At 72.9% G+C, this 15,471-nt stretch carries 13 protein-coding genes; 4 read left to right on the top strand and 9 right to left on the bottom strand.

The window, feature by feature from the left end; translation table 11 throughout:
• Positions 1–110 precede the first annotated feature (110 nt).
• A complete protein-coding gene (locus ACGWYJ_RS21035; RefSeq protein ID WP_395107909.1) occupies positions 111–1,262 on the bottom strand; it encodes a class I tRNA ligase family protein in 1,152 nt (383 codons plus the stop codon).
• 314 nt (positions 1,263–1,576) lie between these two features.
• Between ACGWYJ_RS21035 and ACGWYJ_RS21030 the strand changes: the two genes are divergently transcribed.
• The gene (locus ACGWYJ_RS21030; protein WP_395107908.1) at positions 1,577–2,287 is read left to right on the top strand and encodes a YoaK family protein; all 711 of its coding nucleotides are present in this window, start codon (positions 1,577–1,579) and stop codon (positions 2,285–2,287) included.
• Between the two features lie 20 nt (positions 2,288–2,307).
• On the opposite strand, the gene ACGWYJ_RS21025 is transcribed toward ACGWYJ_RS21030, so the two are convergent.
• Genes ACGWYJ_RS21025 through ACGWYJ_RS20995 form a run of 7 tightly spaced genes read right to left on the bottom strand, consistent with a single transcriptional unit; the run spans position 2,308 to position 9,012 of the window.
• Positions 2,308–3,225, bottom strand: coding sequence for an ABC transporter substrate-binding protein (locus ACGWYJ_RS21025; protein WP_395107907.1), 918 nt, complete (start codon positions 3,223–3,225; stop codon positions 2,308–2,310).
• A complete protein-coding gene (locus ACGWYJ_RS21020) occupies positions 3,222–4,397 on the bottom strand; it encodes an LLM class flavin-dependent oxidoreductase (protein WP_395107905.1) in 1,176 nt (391 codons plus the stop codon). The genes ACGWYJ_RS21025 and ACGWYJ_RS21020 overlap by 4 nt, the downstream gene beginning before the upstream one ends.
• Entirely contained in the window at positions 4,387–5,352 is a 966-nt protein-coding gene (locus ACGWYJ_RS21015; protein ID WP_395107904.1) for an LLM class flavin-dependent oxidoreductase, read from the bottom strand. Before ACGWYJ_RS21015 ends, ACGWYJ_RS21020 begins: the two co-directional genes overlap by 11 nt.
• Positions 5,352–6,380: an ABC transporter substrate-binding protein gene (locus tag ACGWYJ_RS21010; RefSeq protein WP_395107903.1), complete on the bottom strand. Its 1,029-nt coding sequence runs from the start codon at positions 6,378–6,380 to the stop codon at positions 5,352–5,354. Before ACGWYJ_RS21010 ends, ACGWYJ_RS21015 begins: the two co-directional genes overlap by 1 nt.
• Before the next feature lie 9 nt (positions 6,381–6,389).
• Complete coding sequence (locus ACGWYJ_RS21005) at positions 6,390–7,106, bottom strand: ABC transporter ATP-binding protein (protein ID WP_395107902.1); 717 nt, start codon at positions 7,104–7,106, stop codon at positions 6,390–6,392.
• Positions 7,103–7,951, bottom strand: a complete 849-nt coding sequence (locus ACGWYJ_RS21000) for an ABC transporter permease (protein ID WP_395107901.1) — start codon at positions 7,949–7,951, stop codon at positions 7,103–7,105. The genes ACGWYJ_RS21005 and ACGWYJ_RS21000 overlap by 4 nt, the downstream gene beginning before the upstream one ends.
• The gene (locus ACGWYJ_RS20995; RefSeq protein ID WP_395107900.1) at positions 7,948–9,012 is read right to left on the bottom strand and encodes an NrtA/SsuA/CpmA family ABC transporter substrate-binding protein; all 1,065 of its coding nucleotides are present in this window, start codon (positions 9,010–9,012) and stop codon (positions 7,948–7,950) included. Before ACGWYJ_RS20995 ends, ACGWYJ_RS21000 begins: the two co-directional genes overlap by 4 nt.
• 376 nt (positions 9,013–9,388) lie before the next feature.
• On the opposite strand from ACGWYJ_RS20995, the gene ACGWYJ_RS20990 reads away from it, so the two are divergent.
• Genes ACGWYJ_RS20990 through ACGWYJ_RS20980 form a run of 3 tightly spaced genes read left to right on the top strand, consistent with a single transcriptional unit; the run spans position 9,389 to position 14,850 of the window.
• Positions 9,389–10,780, top strand: a complete 1,392-nt coding sequence (locus ACGWYJ_RS20990) for a PQQ-binding-like beta-propeller repeat protein (RefSeq protein ID WP_395107899.1) — start codon at positions 9,389–9,391, stop codon at positions 10,778–10,780.
• A 5-nt stretch (positions 10,781–10,785) separates the two neighbouring features.
• A complete protein-coding gene (locus tag ACGWYJ_RS20985) occupies positions 10,786–12,573 on the top strand; it encodes an HSP90 family protein (RefSeq protein WP_395107898.1) in 1,788 nt (595 codons plus the stop codon).
• Positions 12,574–12,576: 3 nt separating this feature from the next.
• Positions 12,577–14,850 (top strand): hypothetical protein, encoded by a 2,274-nt coding sequence (locus ACGWYJ_RS20980; protein ID WP_395107896.1) that lies wholly within the window; start codon positions 12,577–12,579, stop codon positions 14,848–14,850.
• Here ACGWYJ_RS20980 and ACGWYJ_RS20975 read toward each other — a convergent pair.
• On the bottom strand, positions 14,847–15,471 hold a 625-nt coding region (locus ACGWYJ_RS20975), incomplete at its 5' end, for a hypothetical protein (protein WP_395107895.1). The two genes, ACGWYJ_RS20980 and ACGWYJ_RS20975, sit on opposite strands and share 4 nt — an antisense overlap.

Below are 15,471 nucleotides of genomic sequence, written 5' to 3'. Positions count from 1 at the left end.
TAGATTATAGGGGAAATTGGCGGACAGGGAGCGCCAGGGTCGTCAGAGCGGCGAAGATCACTCCGGGGGCGCCCGCGTGCCGACCTCGGACGACCCCCGGCGGGCGGGGCTCAGCCGAGGGCGAGCACGTTCATGACCAGCCGGGCCGTGCGGCCCCCTTCCTCCTCGGCGATCGCCAGCCCGGTGGCGACGTCCAGGTCGTCCAGGAGCGCGCGGGTCACGGCCGCCTCCGCGGCCGCCGAGGACCCGGGACGGCCCGCCGCGCGGTGCACCCGGTCCAGCCGTTCCGCGGCCGAGACGAGCAGGTCCGGCGAGTAGTCCCAGTCCTCCGACCACGCGGCCCCCGTGAGGAGCATGAGCCGGACGGCCGTGGCCGGATGGTCCTGGATCAGATCGCCGACCAGGATCAGGTTGCCGTCGGACTTGGCCATCTTGGCGCCGTCCCTGCGGACGACGCCCACGTGGAACCAGGTGCGGGCGAACGGCCGCACGCCCGTGAGCGCCTCCGCCATCGCCGCCTCGTAGGCGTGGTGGGGGAAGCGCAGGTCGGCTCCTCCCGCGTGCAGGTCCAGGGCGGGACCGAAGGTCGTCATGGCCATGGCGGCGCACTCGGCGTGCCAGCCCGGACGTCCCGAGCTCCAGGGACTGGGCCAGGCGGGCTCTCCCGAGGTGGAGGGACGCCACAGGGCGACGTCCAGCGGGTCGTCCTTGCCGGGGTCCTCCGGGGCGTCGTCGAATTCGGCAAGGAGGCGAAGCGCGCCCTCGGTGTCGACCCCCGCGCGTGATGGCACGCCGGCGCCGCGGAAGTACACCGCCCCGTCGCGGACGTAGGCGCGGTCCAGGGCCAGCAGCCCTTGCGTCAGCGCGATGACCTCGCGGATGTGGTTGTGCGCGCGCGGCTGGTGATCGACGGCATGGACGCCCAGAGCGGCCAGGTCGCGTTCGAAGTAGAACTGCTGGACGGCGGCGAAGCTGTCGTACGGGCTGCCGGAGCGGTGCGCGGCGCGGTTGAGCACGTCGTCGACGTCGGTCACGTTCCGGCACACCCGGACCTCGCCGCCCACGTGCCGCAGCACCCGGGCCACGACGTCGGCCCAGACGAAGGTGCGCGCGTGACCGAGGTGGGTGGCGTCGTACGGGGTGATCCCGCAGACGTACATGCGGGCCGGGCCGACGACCGGCATCGGGCGCCCAGAGATGCTGAGAGTGACGGCGCCGTTCGCGAAGGAGCCGTCCGCGTTGGTGTCAGAGGATCCGGACATCGCCGTGGCGGGCCTTCCAGAGCTGGTTCTGCGCAAGAGAGATCATGACTTTCCGCTTGTGTTCGTCGGGTCGCGCACGGTCACGCGCACCTGGAGATCCAGGGGGCGGCGGAGCCATGGTATGCACGCCGGCGGGCCCGGCACGCCGGCGCCTCCCGCCTCCGGGGGGCGGCTCCGGTGACAGGACGGCGGAAGGACATTCACGCGAGGCGAATATCGGCATTACCCATGAGCGGCCACCCATAGTAAAGAAATGCAATTCCAGGCCGTGGAAATTGCATTCCATGGTGGACGCCCGCCTATGATCTCGGCTCATGGGCCGCACGAGCGGGGACGGGCGCGCCGGCGCCGGGGACCTGCGAACGGCGTGCATGCTCGCACTGACCTTCTCGGCGGGCGTCGCCGACGCCGCCGGGTACCTCGCCCTCGACCGGGTGTTCGTCGGCAACATGACCGGCAACCTCATCATCCTGGGCATGGCGGTCGGCCGTCCGGACGGCCTGCCCGTCGCCGGGCCGCTCGCCGCCCTCGCCGCCTTCATGGCGGGCGCGGCGATCGGCGGACGCGTGCTGCGGACGGCCGCGGGCGGATGGACGAGCCGGGTGACCGCCCTCCTGGGCGTGGTCGCGGGCATCATGGCGGCCTGCGTGATCGTGGACCTGGTGCGGCCCGTCGCCGGCGGCTCGCCCGAGGGCGTCCTGCTCGCGGCGATGCTGGCGTGCGCGCTGGGCATCCAGGCCGCGACCGCCCACCGGGTGGCGGTCCCCAACGTCACCACCGTGGTCATCACGTCCACCCTCACCGTCCTGGCCTCCGAGTCGCGCTTGGCCGGCGGGCGCGGTCAGGCGTGGGTCCGGCGGTCATCGGCCATCGCCGCGCTCGCCCTCGGCGCCGCGGCGGGCGCTCTCCTCCTGCGCGTCGGCCTCGCGGCGTGCGTCGGGCTCGCGGTGCTGGTCACCGTGCTCAGCATGGCCGCCGGCCACGCCACACGCGCGCGTCGGGCGATGCCGCCCCCGGCCGGATGACCGGCCAGGGGCGGTACGGGTCAGTCTCGCGCCGTGTCCCTGACCAGATCGGCGATCTCCGGCAGCGTCGCCGCCGCCACGGTGATCTTGTTCTCGATCAGGCCGTTGGCGTGGAAGAGGTCGGCAGCGCGCTGCTGTTCGGCGAGGAACTCCTCGCTGACGGGGTGCAGGCCGAAGGGGCGCTTGCGCAGGGCGTTCTCCCAGTCGTCCAGGTCGCCGCCGCCGTCGGCCGCGAACAGCGCGGCGGCCTCCCGGGGGTGCTCGCGGATCCAGAGGTCCGACTCCTGGAGGGCCGCGACGATCGCGGCCAGCTCGTCCCAGTGGTCCTGGGCGAAGTCACGGCGGGTGAACCAGAGCGAACGGTGGCTGAACAGCCCTTCCGTGGCGACCAGCTCCCGAATGGACGCCTCCCTCTCCACCCGGCTCAGCGACGGGTAGGAGCCGACCCACGCGTCCACCTCGCGGTCCAGGAACAGGCGTGCCGCGTCGCCGTAGGCGTCCACGGGCTCGATGTCGCTCCAGGACAGCCCGGCACGGTCGAGGGCGAAGAGGACCAGGGTGGTCTGCCAGGAGCCGTGCGCGAGCGCGATCCGCTTGCCCTTGAGGTCGGCGAGGGAGGTGATGGGGGAGTCGTCGTGGACGATGAGCCGGCCGTTCTCGTGCCGTGGCCCGGACGTCGCCACGTACACGACGTCATGGCCCTTGCCCTGGGCGGTGACGGGAGGGGTGGAGCCGGTGCCGATGAAGTCGTAGCCGCCGTCGAAGAGATGGTCGCCGTGCAGGGTGGGCAGGCCCTCGGTAGGAGCTGGCCGTTCACCGGCCGGCAGGGAGCGCAGGTCCACCCATTCGACGTCCGGCAGGGAACGCTCCAGGATGCCGCGGTGACGCAGCACCCACAGGGAGTTGTTGCTGGGGAAGTAGCCGACGCGAATGCTCATCGCGAGTTTCCTCTCTGGGCGGGGATCGAGACGGGGGTGGATTCGGGGGAGGCGCCGCGCAGCAGGGGGAGCACGTTCTCCCCCACGCGGTACGCCTCCTCCAGGTGCGGGACGCCGGCGAGGATGAAGGCGTCCACGCCGATCGCGAGCAGCTCGTCGAGGCGGGCGGCGACCTGCTCGTAGCTGCCGACCAGCCCGAACGCCGGGCCGCCGCGCAGCAGGTGGAAGCCGCCCCACACGTTCGGGGACGCCTCCAGCTCGCGGTACTCCCTGACCGGCCAGTCGATGAACCGCGAACTGCGCAGCCAGCCCACCGAGTCGCCGGAAGCCTCGGGGCCGCGCAGCGCGCGGGGATCGACATGCCGCCAGCCGCGGCGGATCTCGTCCCATGCCTCGTCCTCGGTCTCGCGGGCCAGGACGTCGAGCCGCACCGCGAACTTCGGGGCGCGGCCGATCTCCGCGCTGTGCTCGCGTACCCGCGCGAACTTCTCGGCGAGCGCGGGGAACGGCTCCAGCCAGGACAGATAGTGGTCGGCGTGGAGGCCCGCGGCGCGGATCGCGGCGGCCGACGAGCCGGAGAAGTAGATCTCGGGGAAGGGCTGGGCGGCCAGCGGCTCCGGCAGTCCCGCGCCCTCGACGCGGTAGAAGCGGCCGTCGTAGTCGAACGGGCCGCCCTTCCACACCCCCTTCAGCACGTCGAGGAACTCCGAGGTCCGGGCGTAGCGGTCGTCGTGGCCGACCTTGTCGCCCCACCAGAGCTGGGCGGGCCCGCCGCCACCGGAGATGATGTTGTAGACGACCCGCCCTCCGGTGGCGCGCTGGAGGCTCGCCGACATCCGCGCCGCCTGCACCGGATGCAGGAAGCCCGGCTGAAAGGCGATCATGAACCGGTAGGTGGTGGTCTCGCGGGCGAGGCTCGCCGCGGCGGCCCACGGGTCGTCGGTGAACGGGAACGAGGGCAGCAGCCCGCCGACGAATCCGGCCGCCTCCGTGGCCCGCGCCACGTCGGCGATGTGGTCGGCGTGCGTGAACCCGTCGTGGCGCCCGTCCCGGACGCCCGGGGCGAGGGCGCCGGGGACGACCGGTGCCCACCCGCCGCGGCTGGAGATCCGGCGCCGGAGCGACGGCTGGTCGCCGTGGGTGCCGACGCGCCAGTAGATGTCAACGGACATGTGCGGTCTCCTGTTCGTAGAGGAGGGGCAGCAGGTGTTCGCCCAGCCGGTAGGTCTCCTCGATGGAGGGGCGGACCTCCAGGAAGAAGCTCGACACCCCGCGTCCGGCCAGTTCGCGCAGCCTCTCCGCGACCGTCCGGTACGAGCCGATCAGTCCGGGCGGGTACGCGCCGGCCGCGTCCTCGGGGAGGCGGCGGGCCGCGGCCCACGCCTCGTCGTCGTCCTCGCGCGCCAGGACGGGCAGGGCGAGCGCGGCCTCCGGGACGCGCCCGTGCCCGGCCGCCCGGCGGCGCAGTTCGGCGATCGCGTCGCCGAGGTCGTCGGCGTAGGTGAACACGTGGACGTCGGCGTGCCGGGCCGAGAGGTCCAGCGCCTCCGCGGAGGTGCCGGACAGGTGGACGCGCGGGAAGGGACGGCCCGACAGGGGAGGCTCGAACCCGCCCGCCAGCACTTGGAAGTAGCGGCCTTCGTAGGTGAAGCCCTCCTCGGTCCAGACGCCCTTGGCGATGGTGAGGAACTCGTCGGCGCGCGCATAGCGGTCGGCGCCTTCCAGGAAGTCGCCTTGCGCGCGTGCGGTCGCGGGGTCCAGGTCCACGGCGAGCCGCCAGTCGAGGCGGTCGCCGGAGAAGCGCTGCAACGATGCCGACACCTTCGCCGCGTACACGGGGGTGGCGGCGCCCGGGTGGAACTCGGCCACCGCCCGCAGCCATCGGCTCTGCCTGAGCAGGCCCGCCGCCACCACGAGGGATTCCTCGCCCTCGGGATCGAAGGGCGCCAGGACCCCGTGCAGCGTGGCGATCTCGGCGGCGCGCCCGATCTGCGCCAGATGGTCGAACGGCCCGTACGCGCCGGGGCGCAGGTCGGTGACGAACGCCGGCGGCCGCGGCCCCGGACGCCAGCCGCCCCGGCTTCCCTCGCCGCGCGTGGGCAGGGTGACGAAGAACCTCGGCGCCATCACGCCACCGCCTTCGCCGCCGACAGCCGCGCGCGGGCCTGTGCGAGCGGTTCCGGCGCGACCCACGCGTCCAGATCGACGTCGGCGGCCAGGAACCCGTGCACCAGCAGGAAGTCCTTTTGCAGGCGCAGGAGCTCCAGGCGCTCGTCCGACAGATCCGGGTGCAGCGAGCGGTGGAAGTCGCCCCGGTAGGCGGTGGCCACGCCCTCGGCCTCGGACCGTGTCTCGCTCGCCAGGATCTCACGGACCCGCCGCAGGTTGCCCGCGGCCCAGTCGGCGGCGCGCAGCGTCTGCGCCAGGAACGCGACGACGAGGTCGGGACGCTCGTCCAGGAGCCGCGCGTGGACGGTGATGGGCCGCGGCGTGCCGTTGTTGACGCGGGTGCGGCGGTCGGGGTGCGCGTCCAGGTCCACGGCGACCCGCAGACCGAGCTCCCGGGCCTGGTCGGCGGCGCGGGCGCCCTTGACGTAGACGGCGTCGACCTCGCCGCGCGCCAGCTCCTCCAGCCCCGGCCAGGCGAGCCGGCGGCCCTGGGCGTCCCGTCCCACCGACGGCGACAGGCTCGCGGGCACCTCGGCGAACGTGACGTCGTCGAGCGTCAGCCCGCCCTGGGCGAGGGCGCCCTTGATCCCGTGCAGGGCCATCGCGCGGGGGAAGCTCTTCGCCCTGGTCTCGGCCCAGGCGGGCAGCGCCACCACGGCTCCGCGCAGGCCGGCGGCGCCACGGATGCGCGAGTCCGGCCGGACGAGGATCGACTGCCACTCCTCGATCCAGGTCAGGCCGATGAGGCGGGTCGGGGCGCCCTCCGAGCGGGCGGCCAGGGCGGGCACGTTGCCGCCCTCCCGGAACAGGCCGAGCAGGTCGTGGTCGAAGTGGTGCCGGGCCAGGCCCGGATCGGCGTCCTGGAGGACCCCGACGTCAAGGCCGGACGCGGCGAACTCCTCTCTCAGCCAGCCGAGGCCGTGCGCCAGGCCGCTGGCGGTCGGCACCGGGCAGCGGGTGAACCAGATCGTGTCGATGGTGGACATCGGGACTCCTCACAGTGCGGAAGGGACGACGCCGAGGTGGGACAGGAACGAGCGGCGGTACTCGGCCGCGGCCGGGGCGTCACGGTCGCGCGGGCGATCGAGCCCGATATCGCGGGTGACGGCGAAGGCGCCGTCGCGCAGCACCGCGACCCGGTCGGCGAGCCGCACGGCCTCGTCCACGTCATGGGTGACCAGCACGACCGCGGGGCGGTGCCGCGCGCACAGCTCCGCGACCAGGTCCTGGGTCTTCAGCCGGGTGAGGGCGTCGAGCGCGGCGAACGGCTCGTCCAGCAGCAGCACCTGCGGGTCCCGGACGAGCGCGCGGGCCAGCGCCACGCGCTGCGCCTCCCCGCCCGACAGGGTCGCGGGCCAGGCACGCTCGTACCCGGCCAGGCCGACCTCCTCCAGCGCGCGCCGCGCCGCGTCGCGCGACGAGCGTGGAAGGCCGAGCGTGACGTTGGCCAGGACGCGCCGGGCCTGGACGAGCCTCGGCTCCTGGTAGACGGTCGTGCGGCGCGGCGCGGTCAGCACGGTGCCCGCGTCGGGACGTTCCAGGCCGGACAGGATGCGCAGAAGGGTGGTCTTGCCGGTGCCGCTCGGGCCGAGCAGCGCGAAGAACTCGCCCCTGCGGATGTCCAGGTCGATGCCCGCCAGGACGGTCCTGGCGCCGAACGACTTGCGCAGCCCCCGGATCCGTACGGCCAGGTCGGCGGTCGGCGTGCTCATCGGGCGGTCACCTGTTTCCGCCAGGGCATCGCCAGCCGTTCCAGCCCCCGGATCGCCAGGTCGATGACCAGGCCGAGCAGGGCGTAGAGCAGGATGCACAGCACCATGTAGTCGTTGCGGTAGTACTGCTGGGCCAGCGTCACCAGGTAGCCGATGCCCTCCTTCGCGCCGAGCTGCTCGGCGGCGATGAGGCCGGTCAGCGCCACCGACAGGCTGATCCGCAACGCCATCAGGACGTTCGGCAGCGCGGTCGGCACGATCACCGCCACGGCCAGCCGCGTCCCGCGCAGCCCGAACCCGCGCGCCGCCTCCACCACCTTGCGGTCCACGCCGCGCACGCCCAGGTAGGTGTAGGCGTACATGGGCGCGGACGCCGCGACCGCGATCAGCACGATCTTGAAGGTCTCGCCGACGCCGAACCAGGAGATGAACAGCGGCACCAGCGCCAGGAACGGCACCGCCCGCTTCATCTGCATGACCGGGTCGACCAGCTCCTCGCCGAGCGCGGACAGTCCCGCGGCGACGCCCAGCACGAGCCCGGCACCGCAACCCGCCAGCACGCCGAGCCCGGTACGCCGCGCCGAGGCGGCGAGGTAGTCGGTGAGCTGGCCGGTGGAGACCAGTTCGCCCAACGCGCCCAGCACCGCGCCGGGCCCCGCGAGCACGTCCGGCGGAATGCGCCCGGTGCCCGCCCCGTACCACCAGGCGGCGAGCAGGAGCAGCGGGACCGACGCCCGGACGGCCGCCGACAGGGCCGGACTCCTTCGCCGCGCGCCGACGTGCGCGGGCGGACGCAGGCCGGCCGCCTCGTCGTCGACGAGCGCCGGCGCCTTCTCCAGGGTCATGACGAGGCCCCGGACGCGGGCGGGGCGGTGGCGGCGCCCGCCGCCCGCAGATCGACGATCACTTCCTCGGGGGCGATGTCGGCCGGCAGCACGCCGTACTTGCGGAAGATCGCGCCGACCTCGCTCACGTACTCGCCGTCGTCCGCGGTCGCGTAGCGGGGGACGTTGCCGTACCGGGCCTTGGCGAGGTTGTCGGCGAGCCGCGCGCCCGAGACGGCCGTGGGGCCCTTCTTGAGGAAGACGTTCTGGAACTTCTCCGGCGACCGCTTCTCCTCGGCGGCCAGCTCGCGCAGCACGTCCAGGAACGCGCGGACCGCCTCGGGGTGCCGCTCCAGCAGCTCGGTACGGGCGGCCCACATGTTGAGGTCCTTGTCGGGCAGGTCGCGCCCGTGGATCAGGACGCGCGCGCCCTTGGCCACGACCTCCGGGTAGGCGTTGACGATCGCCCACCAGGCGTCCACCTTGCCGGTGGCGAACGCGGCGGCGCCCTGGACGGGGTTCAGGTAGACCCGCTTGACCCGATCGGCGGGGATGCCGGCCTCCTGGAGCGCGAGCAGCAGCAGGTACTCGCCGCGCCCGCCCTTGTTGACGGCCACCTGCCTGCCCACCAGGTCGCGGACGGACCGCACCGGGCTGCCGGCCGGGACGACCAGCCCGTCGGTGTGCGGCGCGGCCTTGTCGGTGACCGGGTCGGTGAACGCGAAGATCTTGATGTCGCGGCTGTTGGCCAGGTACCCGAGCGCGGGGGAGATGGCTCCTTCGAGCACGTTGACCGATCCGGAACGGACGGCCTCGATGGTCGCGGTGAACGAGGCGTACGAGCCGCCCCATTCGACCCGGGCGCCGACCGCCGCGAGCCGCTTCTCCAGGATGCCCTCGCGCTTGGCGTAGGCGAGCGGTCCCTCGTTGCCGGGGTCGCTGAGCTTGATCACCGCGGAACCGCCGCCGCGGCCGGGTGACGCGCCGCCCGCCGCGGACCCGCCGCACGCGGCGGTCAGGCTCAGCAGCGATGCGGCCACGGCGAGCGCTGCGACGCGCAGGAATGGACGAGAACTCCGCATGGTGGCATGGCCCCTAACAAGACAAAGGACGTGACGAGGAACAGAGGAGTGAACGGGGGAGGGAAGCGAGCGCGGGGGAGGGGAACGCAGCCGCGTGGGACCGGCGTGCCCGGTGACGGCGTGCTCAGTGGCGGGTACTCAGTGACGGCGCGTCGGGAGCGGCATGCTCGATGGCCGCGCTCAGTAACAGAGCGTGCTGGTCAGGCGCATGTGGTCGACCACGCGCCGGACGGTCAGGGCGATCCGCGGCATATTGCCTATAATTCAGGTAGGAATACTCGTTAGTCAAGAGGTGGACGTCACCTCACCGCGACGCTCACCGGAACGCCCGCCGGAACCGGGGCATGGCACGGCCCGTCGAAGCCAGATCATGAGGATGAGAGCGATCGCCGGCGGCGTGATGACGGGCGCCACCGTCGCGGCGACCCTGACCGCGTGCCTGGCGGCCCCGGCGGACTGCGATGACGCGGCCCGGTTGTTCGCCCGGCATCGCGACGGCGGTGGCCTCGGCTCAGGGGTCGCGGCGTCCGCCTCCCAGCAGCCACGGGATCCGGATGACCGGCACGACGCGCGGTTCCGCGACGCGCCCGGCCTCGTACGGGAGGCCCTTCGCTTTCGCGGTGACGCGTGGCTGGGACGCCTGCGCTGGTTCGCCTCGCACCGCACCGTCGCCCCCGGCGTGCTGAGCCCCGTCACCGAAGGCGTCGTCACGATCGGAGCGCCGACCCGCCTGGTCGAACAGGGCCAAGGCGCGCCCGCCGTCCCGGCCGATCACCGGGTCGGCGCGCTGCGGGCACGGGACGGGCGGCTGCTGTGGAGCCGGTCCGGCGAGTCCAGGGGAACCGGGCCGGGGATCCAGTTCGCCGGCGTCAAGGAGCTCGCCGCGGGCTTCGACCTGCGCACCGGCGGCCTGCGTTGGTGCGCGGAGGGCGGGACGCGCGTGGATCCCGGCAGCGTCGTCGCGGCCGGGGACGGGACGGTCGTCACCGCCGACCTGGGCGGCGACACCGTGACCAGGATCCGCCTGGCCGACGGTGAGCGGCTGTGGTCGGCGAGGCCGCAGTACGAGCGGCGCGAGATGTCCACACCCGACCACTTCACCCGCCTGGCCCTCGGCGAGGGCGTCGTGGCGGCGGGCACCGTCGAGACCCTCGCCGGCAACCCTGGCGGCGAACTGGGCGTCTACCGCCTCGCCGACGGCAGGCGGCTGTGGCGGCTGTACGATCCCCATCCGGACGACGTGGACGACCACGCCCGTGGCAGCGCCTACACGCGCCAATTGCTGGGAATCGCGGGCGGCGGCCTCGTCGCCGTCGAACGCCACTCCGGCACGCCCGATGCGGTCCAGCTCACCGTTTATGAGGCCGCCACCGGCCGGGTCCGCTGGACCCGTGAGGTCCCCTTCGACGATTCAGAGGAACAGCAGTTCACCATCGCGGGTTCGCTCGTCCTGGCCGAAATGGACGTGCCCGCGCCCGACGAGGACGGGACAATCACCGGGTGGCGGATCGCCGATGGCGGCAAGGCGTGGACCCTCTCCTACGGTTACGCGGACGGCCCCGACCTGACCACGGCCGTCGTGACGGGACGCCACCTCTACACGAAAGGCTCCGGCGGGCTCATCGCGATCGACCTCAAGCGCGGCGCCATGAGCACGACGCGGGCCTTCCGTTCGGCTCCGATCTCGGCCATGGCCGCGGGTGACGGAGTGCTCGTCGTCCAGATCGCCAACCTTCTCCTGGCCTTCGACCTGCCGCGGATAGGGTGATTGGGGTGCAGCACAACTTCAGCGTGGATCTGCGGGGAATCGTCGATCTGCTCGGCCGACACCTGTACAGCAGTCCCCGCGTCTACGTACGGGAACTGCTGCAGAACGCGGTCGACGCGATCACCGCCCGGCGCGCGTCCGGCGACGACGCCGAGGCCCTCATCCGGATCGAGCCGATCGAGGCGACCGGGGACGGGACGCTGCGGATCCACGACACCGGCATCGGGCTGACCGGGCCGCAGGTGCACGAGCTGCTCGCGACGATCGGCAACTCGTCCAAGAGGGACGAGCTCGGGCTGGCGCGGCACGACTTCCTCGGGCAGTTCGGCATCGGGCTGCTGTCGTGCTTCCTGGTCGCCGACGAGATCGAGGTGATCACCCGCAGCGGGGACGCGCCGACGGTGACGTGGCACGGGCACTCCGACGGCCACTACACGCTGGAGGAGACGGCGCCCCGGGACGAGCCGGGCACCACCGTCGTCCTGCGGGCGCGCAGGGACTTCGAGCACTGGCTCGCCACGTCCACCGTCACGGAACTGGCGCGGCACTACGGGTCGCTGCTGCCCTACGAGGTACGGGTCGGCGACGAGCGGATCACCGAGGGCACGCCGCCGTGGCGGGCGGAATATCCGAGCCCGCGGGCGCGCCGGGACGCCCTGCTGCGCTACGGCCGGCGCCTCATCGGCGCCGAGCCGTTCGACGTGATCGACCTCGCGGTCCCCGAGGCGGGGCTGAGCGGGGTCGCGTTCGTCCTGCCGCACGAGACCGGCCCCGGCGAGCGGGCGGCGCACCGCGTCTACCTGAAGCGGATGCTGCTGGGCGAACGGGTCGAGAAGATCATGCCGGACTGGGCGTTCTTCGTCCGCTGTGTGATCGACACCGAGGAGCTGCGTCCCACCGCGAGCCGTGAGCGGCTCCACGAGGACGACCTGCTGACCAGCACGAGGGAGGCGCTGGGCGAGTCGCTGCGCGCGTGGCTGGTCCGCCTCGCGTCGACCTCCCCGGAACGGCTGGCGGCGTTCCTGCGCGTCCACCGGCTCGGGGTGATGGCACTGGCCCGGCAGGACACCGAGATGCTGCGGATCGTGGACGAGTGGCTCCCGTTCGAGACCAGCGAGGGCAGGGTCACGCTCCGCGAGTTCCGGCGGCGCCACCGCGCCCTCCACTACACGCCGAGCGTCGAGGAGTTCCGGCAGCTCGCGGGCATCGCCGTCGCCCAGGGCATGGGCCTGGTCAACGTCGGCTACACCCACCACCTGGAGGTCCTGCGGCGGCTGCCCCGGCTCGATCCCGGCCTGCTCGTGCGGCGGCTCGACCCGGGTGAGCTCGCCACCCGGTTCGAGTCCCTCGACCCCGTCAGCGAGTCGGCCATCCGCGATTTCCTCGCGATCGCCGCCGCCGTCCTGGAGCCCAAGGGCTGCGAGCCGATCGTGCGTTCCTTCGAGCCGGTGTCGGTGCCGGTGCTGTTCCTCGAAGGCGCCGGCGCCCGGTCCGCGATCCGCGGCTCCGCCGGATTCCAGGAGGCGGACGGGATCTGGGGCGAGCTGGTCTCGGGCGGGCGGGAGCCGCGCGAGCCGGCCCGGCCGCGGCTGGTGTTCAACCACCGCAACGCGCTCATCGCGCGCCTGACCTCCACCGTGGACGCCCGGATCGTGGAGTTGTCGGTCGAGGCCCTCTACGGCTACGCGATGCTGGCGGGCAACCGTCCGCTGCGTCCCGAGGACATGGCGGGCGTGAACCGCGCGTTCCTCGGCCTGGTGGAGCAGGCCGTCCACCCGGGCGGCCAGGGGTAGCCGATGCTGCTCGGCCGTGACGAGGTCCTCGCCAGGCTCGCCACCGCGGACCGCCTGGACGCCGCCAACGGCGGGCCCGGAGGGGAGGTCTACCTGGAGGCGGTGCGGGAGGTCGTCCCGCACGCCGAGGCCCTCGGAGACCCGGAGGTCCTCTTCAAGACCAAGGTGACGTTCGCCTGGGCGCTGCGGGGCAAGCCGCTGAACGGCGGGCCGCTGGCCTTCTTCTCCGAGGCCCTTCCCGTCCTGCACGAGTGCCTGCGGATGTGGCATGCCGAACCGCATCTGTATCCCGAGGACCTCGTCCACTGGATGTGGTGTCAGCTGTTCCTCGTCGTCGACGCCTACGTCTGGCTCTATCCCGAGCCCGCTCAGCGGATCCACCGGCTGCTGGACGATCTGGAACGCCACTGCCCGCCAACCCGCGTCGGAACCCGTTACGCCATCGACCGCTACCGGATGACGGTCGAGGCCCGCAGGGGTGACCTCGATGCCGTCGAGCGGATCTGGCGGGGCCTGCGCTGGCACGCCGAGGCGGGGAAGCACTTCGTGATGCCCGGCGTGGTCTGCCATGAGGCGCTCATGTGGCGGCGGCTGGGCCGGGTCGATCGTGCCGTCGAGGTGCTCGCGCCCCTGACGGCGGGGCACGTGGGCGCGGCCCAAGAGGGCGAGGACGGCGAGGTCGGCGACGACCTGGTCATGCCGTTCCTGTGCGCCGGGCGCCTTGAGGAGGCCGTGGCGGCGCACCAGCGCACCTACACGCGGCCGGGCAAGAAGCTGGAGGACGTCGCGGCCCACCTGGAGTTCTGCGCGCGCACCGGGAACGAGGAGCGCGGACTGGACGTCCTGCACCGCCACCTCGCCGATGCCGCGGAGGAGGTCACCTCGGTCGAGGGCATGTGGACGGCCGCCGCCGCGGCCCTGCTGTGCCGCCGCGTCCTGGAGAAGGACATGGACCGGGAATGGTTCTGGCCCTGTGACTGCGACGATCCCGACTGCGACACCTTCACGGTGTGGTCCTACTCCGCCCTGTTCTCCCACCTGCGCTGGCAGGTGGTGAACTTCGCGCTCACGCTCGACGAGCTGAACGGCACCACCTTCCAGAGCGAGAAGGTCACCGAGCTCCTGCACGCCGGGGCGATCGTCGAGCACCTGCCCCTGCCGGCGGGAACCGCCGAGCCGCGTCACCGCGCGGCACCCGGGCCGGCGCCGCATCTCTCCACCGCGACCCGCGACGATCTACGGGCCGGCCTCAGGGACGCCCTGGCCCTGGAGCGCGAGCGGGACATCAGCGTCCGCCTGCAACAGCTCCTCCAGAACGCGGTCGCGATGGACGAGCCCGAAGCGGCACTGGAGATCCGCCTCGCCTTCCTCAGCGCGCTGGCGTCCTGGAAGAGCGGTCGCGTGCGCCTGTTCACGACGCTCGCCGAACTGGCCCGCCTCGCCTCGCACACTACCCACTCGTCCCTCATGACAGCCGACCAGCTCGATCGCATGTGGGACGCTGTGCCCATCGCGCTGGACCGCGTCCTGACCTACCCCACCGTTCACGCCGTCCAGATCCAGAGCCTTCTCCGCATACTGGAGCCGCACTGCCGTCCCGGCACGGAGGACCTTCACCACCTGCGCTGGTTCCGCGTGGAGCTGGAGTCGCGCCGCGGGGACGTGGACGCGGCCAAGGCCGCATGGGCGGCGTTCAGCGAACTGCCCTCCACCGCCACCTACGAGACCCGTTCCAACATCCTTCGCCGCACGCGGTGGTGGCTGCACCTTGGCCTCGACGAGGAGGCCATGGAGTCGATGGCCCCGCTCCTGGACGAGTCACGTCCCGGCGCCGAGGAGCGAGAGGACTACCTCCTCCTGCCCTACCTGCGTACGGGACGCCTCGACCGGGCACACGCCGTCCACGAACGCACCTACCGCACCGTGCAGGACCCACCCGAGGTGGCGGCGCACCTGGAGTTCTGCGCGAGGACGGGCCTGCTGCAGCACGGCCGCGAGATCATCCAGCGCAACCTGGACGTCTACCACATGTATTACGACGACACCGAATGCTCCTTCGACCGGGTACGGGCCTACGGCCCTCTGGTACGGCTGAGCGAGAGCATCGTGGCCAACGGCCTGGACCACCCGTGGACCTGGCCCGCCCACGAATGCTGCCCCGCCTCCGAAGGCTGGAGCTACGCCAGGCTCGCCAAGGAATGCCGCCCCGAAGGCGCCCTCTTCACCGCCCGCTGGGCCGAGCTGATGGGCACCGCCGGGCGGCCGATGCCGGGCTAGGGCAGGAGGGCGACGAAGCTCGGCTTCAGCAGGTCGCGCACCTGGGCGTAGGAGGCGCCGAACGTCAGCTTCCCGCAGCCGTCGCTGCCCCCGTGAATCCACGCGAGCTGGAACTCGCCCGCCGTCGGGAACGCGCTGAGCAGCGGCGGGTTCTCCTGCATGCCCGGTAGCTGCTCGCCGGTCGCCTTCTGCGGCTGGAAGTCGGCGGGCTCGAACGCCGGGTCCCCGCGGTCGCACTCCTCGTACAGCCGGCCCTGGCCGACGCGCTGGGTGAGGCGGGACTGGAGCGTGCCGATCCCGGCGGGGGTCAGCGTGCTGGGAAGGAAGACGTCGGCCGCCGTGAGCCGGCGTCCCGTCCGCAGGTCGACGGTGACGACCTCGCCGCCCGGCGAGCCGTCCGCCTGCTGGCACCAGTCCGACAGCAGCTCGTAGCGGACGGAGACCAGCCGGGGCCCGCGCAGCCCGGTCTCGGCGACGGTGCGCACCGTCGTCGGGCGGCCGGCGCAGTTCGCCGCCAGGCGGGCGGCGCTGGCGCGGCCGATCGTGATGAGCCGGTCGAGCGGGGCGCGCAACGCCTGGTTGATCCGCCGTTCCAGCGCGGGGTCGCCCAGCCCGCCGACC

This window comes from Actinomadura sp. SCN-SB, assembly GCF_043906805.1.
Lineage (GTDB): Bacteria > Actinomycetota > Actinomycetes > Streptosporangiales > Streptosporangiaceae > Spirillospora.
This window is presented reverse-complemented; position numbering and strand designations above follow the sequence as displayed.

Bases quoted from the DNA above. Each gene is read 5' to 3' on its own strand.
- ACGWYJ_RS21035 (WP_395107909.1), bottom strand. From the start codon at position 1,262: ATGTCCGGATCCTCTGACACCAACGCGGACGGCTCCTTCGCGAACGGC.
- ACGWYJ_RS21030 (WP_395107908.1), top strand. From the start codon at position 1,577: ATGGGCCGCACGAGCGGGGACGGGCGCGCCGGCGCCGGGGACCTGCGA.
- ACGWYJ_RS21025 (WP_395107907.1), bottom strand. From the start codon at position 3,225: ATGAGCATTCGCGTCGGCTACTTCCCCAGCAACAACTCCCTGTGGGTG.
- ACGWYJ_RS21020 (WP_395107905.1), bottom strand. From the start codon at position 4,397: ATGTCCGTTGACATCTACTGGCGCGTCGGCACCCACGGCGACCAGCCG.
- ACGWYJ_RS21015 (WP_395107904.1), bottom strand. From the start codon at position 5,352: ATGGCGCCGAGGTTCTTCGTCACCCTGCCCACGCGCGGCGAGGGAAGC.
- ACGWYJ_RS21010 (WP_395107903.1), bottom strand. From the start codon at position 6,380: ATGTCCACCATCGACACGATCTGGTTCACCCGCTGCCCGGTGCCGACC.
- ACGWYJ_RS21005 (WP_395107902.1), bottom strand. From the start codon at position 7,106: ATGAGCACGCCGACCGCCGACCTGGCCGTACGGATCCGGGGGCTGCGC.
- ACGWYJ_RS21000 (WP_395107901.1), bottom strand. From the start codon at position 7,951: ATGACCCTGGAGAAGGCGCCGGCGCTCGTCGACGACGAGGCGGCCGGC.
- ACGWYJ_RS20995 (WP_395107900.1), bottom strand. From the start codon at position 9,012: ATGCGGAGTTCTCGTCCATTCCTGCGCGTCGCAGCGCTCGCCGTGGCC.
- ACGWYJ_RS20990 (WP_395107899.1), top strand. From the start codon at position 9,389: ATGAGAGCGATCGCCGGCGGCGTGATGACGGGCGCCACCGTCGCGGCG.
- ACGWYJ_RS20980 (WP_395107896.1), top strand. From the start codon at position 12,577: ATGCTGCTCGGCCGTGACGAGGTCCTCGCCAGGCTCGCCACCGCGGAC.